Source organism: Amycolatopsis sp. NPDC003676 (genome assembly GCF_053587275.1).
The window spans coordinates 75410-84509 of record NZ_JBSFNS010000033.1 but is presented as its reverse complement, the minus strand read 5'-3'; the positions used below and the strand labels follow the sequence as shown (position 1 = coordinate 84509).

The 9100-nt window shown below is 67.7% G+C and carries 9 protein-coding genes and 1 pseudogene; 8 read left to right on the top strand and 2 right to left on the bottom strand.

Going from position 1 to position 9100, the window contains the following annotated elements:
* From ACWDNU_RS21105 to ACWDNU_RS21080, 6 genes and pseudogenes are all read left to right on the top strand, one after another.
* Positions 1-704: pseudogene (locus ACWDNU_RS21105) on the top strand (hypothetical protein); the annotation flags it as partial.
* A gap of 67 nt (positions 705-771) precedes the next feature.
* Positions 772-1266, top strand: a complete 495-nt coding sequence (locus ACWDNU_RS21100) for a hypothetical protein (RefSeq protein ID WP_378300885.1) — start codon at positions 772-774, stop codon at positions 1264-1266.
* Entirely contained in the window at positions 1266-1817 is a 552-nt protein-coding gene (locus ACWDNU_RS21095) for a DUF3558 family protein (protein ID WP_449670128.1), read from the top strand. Before ACWDNU_RS21100 ends, ACWDNU_RS21095 begins: the two co-directional genes overlap by 1 nt.
* A gap of 354 nt (positions 1818-2171) precedes the next feature.
* Positions 2172-2876, top strand: a complete 705-nt coding sequence (locus ACWDNU_RS21090) for a DUF3558 family protein (protein WP_449670127.1) — start codon at positions 2172-2174, stop codon at positions 2874-2876.
* 269 nt (positions 2877-3145) lie between these two features.
* Complete coding sequence (locus ACWDNU_RS21085; protein WP_449670126.1) at positions 3146-4450, top strand: PspC domain-containing protein; 1305 nt, start codon at positions 3146-3148, stop codon at positions 4448-4450.
* Positions 4443-4676 carry a hypothetical protein gene (locus ACWDNU_RS21080; RefSeq protein WP_370932138.1) on the top strand — a complete coding sequence of 78 codons (234 nt, stop codon included), beginning with the start codon at positions 4443-4445 and terminating at the stop codon, positions 4674-4676. The genes ACWDNU_RS21085 and ACWDNU_RS21080 overlap by 8 nt, the downstream gene beginning before the upstream one ends.
* A 48-nt stretch (positions 4677-4724) precedes the next feature.
* On the opposite strand, the gene guaA is transcribed toward ACWDNU_RS21080, so the two are convergent.
* The gene (gene guaA, locus ACWDNU_RS21075; RefSeq protein WP_449670125.1) at positions 4725-6281 is read right to left on the bottom strand and encodes a glutamine-hydrolyzing GMP synthase; all 1557 of its coding nucleotides are present in this window, start codon (positions 6279-6281) and stop codon (positions 4725-4727) included.
* A gap of 117 nt (positions 6282-6398) precedes the next feature.
* Between guaA and ACWDNU_RS21070 the strand changes: the two genes are divergently transcribed.
* Positions 6399-6944, top strand: a complete 546-nt coding sequence (locus ACWDNU_RS21070) for a DinB family protein (protein ID WP_449670124.1) — start codon at positions 6399-6401, stop codon at positions 6942-6944.
* On the opposite strand, the gene ACWDNU_RS21065 is transcribed toward ACWDNU_RS21070, so the two are convergent.
* Positions 6877-7524 carry a rhomboid family intramembrane serine protease gene (locus tag ACWDNU_RS21065; protein WP_449670123.1) on the bottom strand — a complete coding sequence of 216 codons (648 nt, stop codon included), beginning with the start codon at positions 7522-7524 and terminating at the stop codon, positions 6877-6879. The genes ACWDNU_RS21070 and ACWDNU_RS21065 overlap by 68 nt on opposite strands.
* 128 nt (positions 7525-7652) lie before the next feature.
* On the opposite strand from ACWDNU_RS21065, the gene ACWDNU_RS21060 reads away from it, so the two are divergent.
* Positions 7653-9098: an aldehyde dehydrogenase family protein gene (locus ACWDNU_RS21060; protein ID WP_449670122.1), complete on the top strand. Its 1446-nt coding sequence runs from the start codon at positions 7653-7655 to the stop codon at positions 9096-9098.
* The last annotated feature ends 2 nt before the right edge of the window (positions 9099-9100 follow it).

Sequence of the window (9100 nt, the reverse complement as noted above, 5' to 3'; positions counted from 1 at the left end):
ACGACAGCACGCATGCGAGCAGCGCCGCGCCGGTGACGGTGCCTGGTGGGGCTTCTAGTGGGCCTTATGCCGGGCCGGGTGGTCCGGTGACGGGGAGCGGGCCTGGGTTCACCGGTAATCCCCCGATCGGCGGCCCCGGTGTCAACACGTTCGGTCCGCCTGCTGGCGGAAACCCCGGGGTACCGCCTGCCGGGGTGTCGTACAACCCCGGCCCCGGCATCAACACCGGCACCGGACCGCTCAGCAACCCCAGCCTGCCCGGCGGCGGCAATGCCCGGCCTACGCCGGGTCCGCTCGGCCGCCTGTCCCCTGACGGGCTCGCGCTGGGCGGGGGCAATGTCGCGAAGCCTGGCGAGGACACGCCGCGCAGCCGGTCGGGTGGCGGTGTTGGCCGGGGTGGCGCTGGCGGTCGGGTGACTGGTGGCGCTGGTTCGGGTGGTTCCGGAAAGCCTGGTGAGAGCGGTGGGAAGGGCGCGGCGGAACGGCTGGAACGCGGCGCTACCGCTGCGGCGAACGCGGGGAAGGGCGGCAAGCCGGGTGCGGCTGGGGCCGCCGGTGCTGCTGGGGCTGGGAAGAAGAAGGAAGAGGACAAGGAACACAAGAACAAGATCCCGACACAGGTCGATCCGGACGAGGTCTTCGAGGTCAAGCCGGAGCGGGGACCGGACGGGGAGAAGATCACTCCTCCGGTTCTTGGCGGTTGATGCCAACTGCCTGGCGCATGCCATGGCCTCCGCATCTCGAGCGCAGACGTAGACACAGGAGCAGCTGATGTCAGGAATCGAAGTAAACTCGGAGCCGCTCTCCGGCGGCTCTCCCGCAGCCGACACGGCGGGCAACGCCTTCTTGGCGGGGCTCACCGAGGGCCCCGGAAGCCACGAAGCCGCCGAGAAGATGCGCGATGCCGGGCACACACTGAAGACCTTGGCACAAAACGGGTCGTTTGCGGTCAATGAGGCTGGATTCAACGCCTACATGAAGGCCTGCAATTTTTTCCTCGACGGCTACAAGACGATGATTCACGACCTGACCCTCCTCACTGAATTCGCCGAAATGGGCAGTTCTCCGTACGCGACCTTGGTAGCGGGGTTCAATGTCGAAGTAGCAGCCGGAGGCGGAGAAGCCATGCTGCCCAACCTTGTCCTAATGCGGGATGCGGTTGAGACCGCGAGAGACGCTCTTGCCATCGCGCGCAAAAATTACCGCGAAACCGACCATGCTCACAAGAAGTCATTCGATCAGCTCAACAAGAAAATTAACAACTGATGATCGCATCGCGAGTCCCGAAAACCCTCTTCCTGCTCGGCGCGGCCACGGTGCTGCTGACCGCGTGCGACAAGACCGTCGACGGGACCGCAGGAGCAGGCCAAACACCTTCTCCGACCGCCGCGCCGTCATCCTCTTCCGCAAACCCTTTTGCCGCAAGAAACCAGTGCGCCTTGCTGGATCAAATCCTGGCCGGCCGAGGTTTTCCCAAGGCGACCCCCTCAGTTGCCGACTCAAAGCGCTCCTGCATGTCCCAGAAGCCAGGAGACGGACCTGACGCCGGTGTCATCGGCCTCACCTTGCAGGACGGTCAGCGCTACACCGACAACGTTGCCGACCCCAGCAAGGCGCACGCCGGCGACGTCAATGGCCGCCCCCTCATCGAGGAACGCCAGCCACTCGGCTCGAGTGGATCATGCCTGATCAAGTTGGCTGTCGCGACCAACTCTCGCGCACTTATTGATGTCACAAACGGCAGCGACACCGACGTCGCATGCGAGGCAGCCCGAAAGCTGGCGGTCAAGCTGGACCCTCTTCTTCCGAAAAACTGACCCAGCCACCCGGGAAGTCGCATTGCGAACCGTAGGGGTACTTCTCACGTTGGACACCGCAGCCATCCTGGTCACCGCGTGCGACAACTCCGTCAACGGCGAAGCAGCTCCGAGCACACCAGCTTCCTCAGCCGCGCCCAGGAATCCCTTTGCCGCTCGGAACCAATGCGCCCTCTTGGGCCAGGCCCTCGCTGGCGAGGGGTTCCCCAAAGCGACACCCATGGAAACATCCAAAATCCCGAAAAAGCTCGCAGCGGAAAGCTCAACGGTCGACCGTCCGTTGAAGACCCCGAGCCCTTGCAGTCAAGCGGCCAATGCTCGATTTTCTTGGCAGTTGAACCCAACTCTCGCGCGGTGCTCGACGTTGCCAGCGGCACGGACACGACTGCCTCGTGCAAGACCGCCGAGGACCTAGCAGGCAAACTGGAACCTTCTCCCGAAGAACTGACTCCGCCCAGGCAGTCGGCCGGGACTCGCACCGTGGAAGCTGGAAAAATCGTGGCCAATATTCGCCGAGTCGCCAGGACATTGAGCGTCACACTGGCCCTAGTCAACGCAGCGGCCTGCGGAAACTCGATCAATGGAACTGCCACACCTACCACATCAGCTTCTGCGCCAGCCAATCCGGCCTCTAGTTCCCCCAACCCATTCGCCACATTGGACCAATGTCAGCTAGTCGATCAAATCCTGTCCGGGCAAGGATTTCCGCCAGCTCGGCCGTCCATCGCGGACGCCAACCGCAGCTGCCGGACGAAGAGAACCTCCGTCAATGCCGCGAAGGATCCTGCGGCGGAAGTTGGGATCGCGCTCCAGGACGGCCAGAAGTACACAGATAACGTCCTTGACCCACATTCCGCGCACAACGGAAATATCAACGGGCGCAAGCTCATCGAGCAACGTGATCTGCTGGGCTCGCCAGGCGGTTGCCAGATAGGAATGGAAGTCGGACCAGACTCGCGCGCCTTGGTGATCGTGCTGATCGGCGACGACACCGCAGCCGCGTGTGAAAAGGCCGAAGACGTCGCAACGGCGTTAGACAAGCTGCTGCCCCGGAACTGAGAATCAGGCCAGCCAAAGATCGCATCGCGAAGCTCGAAAGCTCCGGTCGTGCTACGACGCTGACCGCGGGCGGCAAGATCGAATAGGGGTCTGCCTCGGCGGCGTCGACGACCGTCCCGTGATCTAGGAGCCACGACCGTTCGGTCCGAGTGGGTCATGCGAGCTGGCCCCCTCCCAACGGAAGACCCCCGGCAAGGCCCCCATCTCGGGGATAACCTCAGGGACCTTCCCCGATGTGCCCTCCCCCTCCATCGACCATGCTGTGAAGCATGAGTGGTGCGAACGACGTGCGGCCTCCCCGTACGAACCCCCTGAACGGGTTCGAGGAGACCGTCAAGGACTTCTGGGCCAGCAGGCCTCGGCGGCCGCACTCGGGGCGGAAGGTCGCTGGGGTCGCGGCTGGGCTGGGGGATCGCTACGGGATCGATCCGGTGGTGATTCGGGTCGCGTTGGCGGCGGCGACTGTTTTCGGGGGGTTCGGGCTGGTTCTTTACCTGCTCGGGTGGCTGTTCTTCCCTTCCGAGGGGGACGAGGTTTCCGGCTTCGAGTCGTTGATCGGGCGCGGGCAGTCGAGCATGACCAAAGCCTTCGCGGCCGTGCTCACCGTCGCGGTGATTCCGGTTGTCGGGTGGACCTTCGGCGGCGGCTGGTTCGACGGGGGCGGCCTGATCGGGTTCGCGTTGCTCGCCACGTGCCTTTATCTCCTGCACCGCACCCGCGGGCAGGACAACCGACCGGCGCCGGTCGTCGCGTTCGCGGCGGACGGAACCGCTTCCGGAACCGGAGCTTTCACGATGAACAGCGACACCCCGACTCCCGCGGCGGCGGCACCGGGCTGGGATCCGCTGGCCGCCGACCCGGCCGGCTGGGATCTGCCTGACCCGGCGGCGCCGCCACCGCCGCCACCGCCGCCGCCGTCTCCGGCCGACGACTACAACAACTACCAGCACCGGCCGCCGCGGCGACGGTCCAAGATCGGGGCCGCCACGCTCGGGGTCGCGGTGATCGTGGCCGGCATCGGGGTCGCGCTCTCGCTGAACGGGTTCGACTGGTTCTCGCTGCGGCACATCATCGGCATGACGCTCGCCGTGCTGGGCGTCGGGCTCGTGGCGGGTGCGTTCGCCCGCGGCGCCCGCGGCCTGATCGGGCTCGCGATTCCGCTGTCGATCGCCGGGATGGTGCTCACGACCAGCACGTTCGACAACCTCGACGTGCGCGGCGGCGTCGGCGACCTGACCGCCACCCCGCGTACCGCGGCCGAATTGCAGCCGGTTTACCGGCACACCGCGGGCAACATGAAGATCGACCTGACCCAGCTGGCCGCGAGCGAACCGGTCACTACCACGGTCTCCAACGGTGCCGGGAACACCGAGGTCATCGTGCCGCGCACCGCGGACGTGACCTTCACCTGCGAGAACAGCGCCGGTGAGGTCGACTGCCTGAACCGCACGTCCAACGGGGTCGGCCAGCCGGCCATCTCCGGGACCGACAACGGCGACGACAACGTCGGCGGACAGAAGATCACGCTCCACGTCACCAACGGCGTGGGCCAGGTGGAGGTGCGCCGTGGCTGAGAACCCGTACTCCTACGACGAGCCCGAAGCCCCGGCCTGCCGTCGCCGCGGGGTCGACTGGATCACGCTGATCGTCGGGGTCGCGACGCTGCTCGTGTCCGGCTACGTCCTCACCGACGGATCCAGCTGGCTGCCCACCTTCGACTTCCGCTGGATCGTCGCGGGCGGCGCGGTGTTCTGCGGGATCCTGATGCTCGGCGCGTCGTTCCGCAAGCGACGGCCGTAACAGCGCGACAAAAAACGGGGCCCGGTAATCCGGGCCCCGTTTTTCATGTCATTCCCATTCGATGGTGCCCGGCGGCTTGCTCGTCACGTCCAGCACCACGCGGTTGACCTCGGACACCTCGTTCGTGATCCGGGTCGAGATCCTCTCCAGCACCTCGTACGGCAGCCGCGTCCAGTCGGCGGTCATCGCGTCCTCCGACGACACCGGGCGCAGCACGATCGGGTGACCATAAGTGCGGCCGTCGCCCTGGACGCCGACGCTGCGGACGTCCGCGAGCAGCACCACCGGGCACTGCCAGATCTCCTGGTCCAGCCCGGCCGCCGTCAACTCCTCGCGGGCGATCGCGTCGGCCTCGCGCAGGGTCTCCAGCCGGTCCGCGGTCACCTCGCCGATGATCCGGATGCCCAGGCCCGGCCCGGGGAACGGCTGGCGCTGCACGATGGTCTCCGGCAGCCCCAGTTCGAGCCCGACCCGGCGGACCTCGTCCTTGAACAGCAGCCGCAGCGGTTCGACCAGCTCGAACTGCAGGTCGTCCGGCAGGCCGCCGACGTTGTGGTGGCTCTTGATGTTCGCGGTGCCCTCGCCGCCGCCGGACTCGACGACGTCCGGGTACAGCGTGCCCTGCACGAGGAACCGGTAGTCGCCCTGCGCCTTGAGGTCGCGCTCGGCCTGCTCGAACACGCGGATGAACTCGCGGCCGATGATCTTGCGCTTCTGCTCCGGGTCGGTGACGCCGGCGAGCGCGTTCAGGAACCGCTCGCGCGCGTCCACGGTGACCAGGTTGACGCCGGTCGCGGCCACGAAATCGCGCTCGACCTGGGTGCGCTCCCCCGCGCGCAGCAGGCCGTGGTCCACGAACACGCAGGTCAGCCGATCGCCGATGGCGCGCTGCACGAGCGCGGCCGCGACCGCGGAGTCGACGCCGCCGGACAGGCCGCAGATCGCCCGTCCGTCGCCGATCTGCGCGGCGACCGCAGCCACCTGCTCGTCCACAATGGACGAAGTGGTCCAGCCGGGCTTGACCCCGGCGATCTCGTACAGGAACCGGCGCAGCACCTCCTGGCCGTGCGGCGAGTGCGCCACCTCCGGGTGGTACTGCACGCCCGCGAAACGCCGTTCGACGTCCTCGAAACCGGCGACCTCGGCGCCGTCGGAGCTGGCCGTGACGACCGAGCCCTCCGGAGCCTTGGTGACGCTGTCGTTGTGGCTCATCCACGCCGTCTGGTGGCCGGGCAGCCCGGTGTGCAGGACGCCGCCCTCGCCGACGATCCGCACGTCAGTACGGCCGAACTCGCGCACGCCGGTCGGCTCGACGACGCCGCCGAGCGCGCGGGCGAGCAGCTGGTGGCCGTAGCAAATGCCGAGGATCGGCACGCCGGCCTCGACCAGCTTCGGGTCCATCGCGGGAGCGCCCTCGGCGTACACGCTCGACGGGCCGCCGGACAGGATGATCGCGGACGGGTTCTTGGCGAGCAGCTCCTCGACGGTCGCGCTGGACGGCACGACCTCGGAGAAGATCTGCGCCTCGCGCACGCGACGGGCGATCAGCTGCGCGTACTGCGCCCCGAAGTCCATGACGAGTACCGGACCGGTGGGAGTGGCCACCCAAGACCTCCAGGTATCAGCGCTTTTGCCACCATCGTCCCAGGTGGGCCCCGTCACGTCGGCAATGCCCCCGGAATGAGGACAGCCGCTGTCCGCGAACCGGCTTACCGTGCCCGCATGACCAACGACTGGACCAACGAACTGGCCGAACAGCTCGACTGGCACTGGCAGCACCACGTGCGCCCGAAGCTGGAAGGCCTCACCGACGACGAGTACTTCTGGCAGCCGGTCGAGAACTGCTGGACCGTGCATCCCCGCACGAGCGACGACCAACCCGGCACGGGCGACTTCACCATCGACTTCTCGTTCCCGGAGCCGACTCCCCCGCCGGTGACCACGATCGCGTGGCGGCTGGGCCACATCATCCCGGGCGTGCTGGGCATGCGCTCCGCGTCGCACTTCGGCGGGCCGCCGACGTCCTACCAGGAGTTCCCGTACGCAGGCTCTGCCGACGAAGCACTGAAGCAGCTCGACGACGCGTACGCGACCTGGATGGCCGGCGTACGCAGTCTCGACGCCGAAGCGCTGGCTCGCCCGTGCGGTCCAGCTGAAGGGCCGTACGCGGAGCTGTCGATGGCCGCGCTGGTCTTGCACATCAGCCGAGAGATGATCCATCACTGCGCGGAGATCCTGCTGCTTCGCGACCTTTACCGAAACCGCTGACCAGCAGTCCCAGCCCGATCCCGAGCAGCGCGGGCATGCCGTGGTTGTCGTGCAGCACTGTGTCGAGCACGGCGAGCGGCACGATCAGCAGCGCGGCGAGGTACAACCCCCGCGGCGGCTCAGCGGCGCGCGCTCGCAGCACGACTACGGCAAGCGCGCCGAGCAGCCCGGCGACGCACATCGAGTTGCCCGCACCTACCGGATTCAGCCAGACGTAGCTGAGGAACTGGCCGAACAGCCCGCATCCGAAGTAGAGGACGAACCAGGAGACGCGGCCGAGGCACCATTCCGCCACCGTGCCGACGACGGCGAGGGCGACCAGGTTGAAAAGCCCGCCGAACAACTTGCCGTCCTGGAAGAACATGCCGGTCAGCAGCCGCCACCACTCCCCGGAGTCGATCGCGGTGGCGTCCCGCTTGAAGCGGTCGAAGAGCGACGGGTCCGCCAGTTGAGCGATCAGCACGGCTGCGGTCACGAGGAACACCGCGCCGGTCAGCACCGGACGGCGCGGTGTTCCGACGCGAGCGAAGAAGGCCACCGCCGGGTTGGCGGACCAGCGAGAGGCAACCGAGTTGGTCATGCGCTGACGATATGGCGACGATCCGCGAGAAACCCCCGACAAATGTCATCTCCGCGCCAGGACAGGTGCCACAAAAGAAGGACCTGGTCCGGCGTGCCGGGCCAGGTGGCGCCTAATACCTTGGGCGCATGGACACGATCACCCCACAGCCGCGGGCCGCGTGGATCGCCGGTCAGGCTGAGCAGGGCGCGAGCACCCTCGTGGTGCACCACCCGTTCGACGGCAGCGAAGTGGCGACGGTCGCGGTGCCCGGCGCGGACCAGGTCGAGCGGGCGGTGGCCGCGGCGGCCGCGGTCGCGAAGGAGTTCCGGCGCACTCCCGCGCATCAGCGCGCGGCCGCGCTGGAGCACGTCTCGCGCGGGCTCGCGATGCGCGCCGAGGAACTCGCCGAGGTGATCACGGCCGAGAACGGCAAGCCGTTGAAGTGGGCCGAGGCCGAGGTGAAGCGGGCGATTTCGGTCTTCCGGATCGCGGCCGAGGAGGCGCGCCGGTTCAGCGGCGACGTCCAGCGGCTCGACGCCGACCCGTCCGGTGACGCCCGGCTCGCGCTGACCCGCCGGGTGCCGCGCGGGCCGGTGCTCGGGATCGCGCCGTTCAACTTCCCGCTGAACTTGGTGGCGCACAAGGTCGCGCCCGCGCTCGCGGTTGGCGCGCCGATCATCATCAAGCCCGCGCCGCGTACGCCGCTGTCGTCGCTGGTGCTCGGCGAACTGCTCGCCGAGACCGACCTGCCCGACGGCGCGTTTTCCGTGCTGCCGCTGGGAAACGAGGAGACGCAGGCGCTCGTCGCCGACCCGCGGCTGCCGGTGGTGTCGTTCACCGGATCCGGCCCGGTCGGCTGGTCGATCGCGGACGCGGCGGCACGCAAGCACGTGGTGCTCGAACTCGGCGGCAACGCAGCGGCGGTCGTGCTGCGGGATTGGCCGGACGTCGAGGGTGCTGCGCAGCGGATCGCGACCTTTGGCAACTACCAGGCTGGCCAGTCGTGCATTGCGGTCCAGCGGGTAATTGTGGACGCGGCGATCGCCGACGAGTTCGTGCCCGCGCTGACCGAGGCCGTCGAGGCGCAGGCAACCGGCGATCCGTATGACCGCAACACTGACGTCGGCCCGGTCGTCGACGAGACTGCTGCGGAACGGATCATCGCGTGGGTCGATGAAGCGGTGGCTGGTGGCGCACGAGTGCTGACCGGCGGAACCCGTTCGGGCGCAACGGTTGCGCCGACTCTGCTGACTGACGTGCCCGCGGACGCCAAGGCTTGGTCGGAGGAAATCTTCGGACCGGTGCTGGCAGTGTCCATTGTGGATGGAGTGGACGAGGCTTTTGCTTCGGTGAACGCGTCCGCGTACGGGTTGCAGGCCGGGGTGTTCACCAGTGACGTGCAGTTGGCCTTCCACGCGTCGGCGGAGCTGGAAGTCGGCGGCGTGATCATCGGCGACGTGCCGTCGTATCGCGCGGATCAGATGCCGTACGGCGGCGTGAAGGGTTCCGGCGTCGGCCGAGAAGGCGTGCTGTCGGCGATGCACGACCTGACCGAGGAGCGAGTCACGGTCTTCACCGGAGTCGACCTCTGACC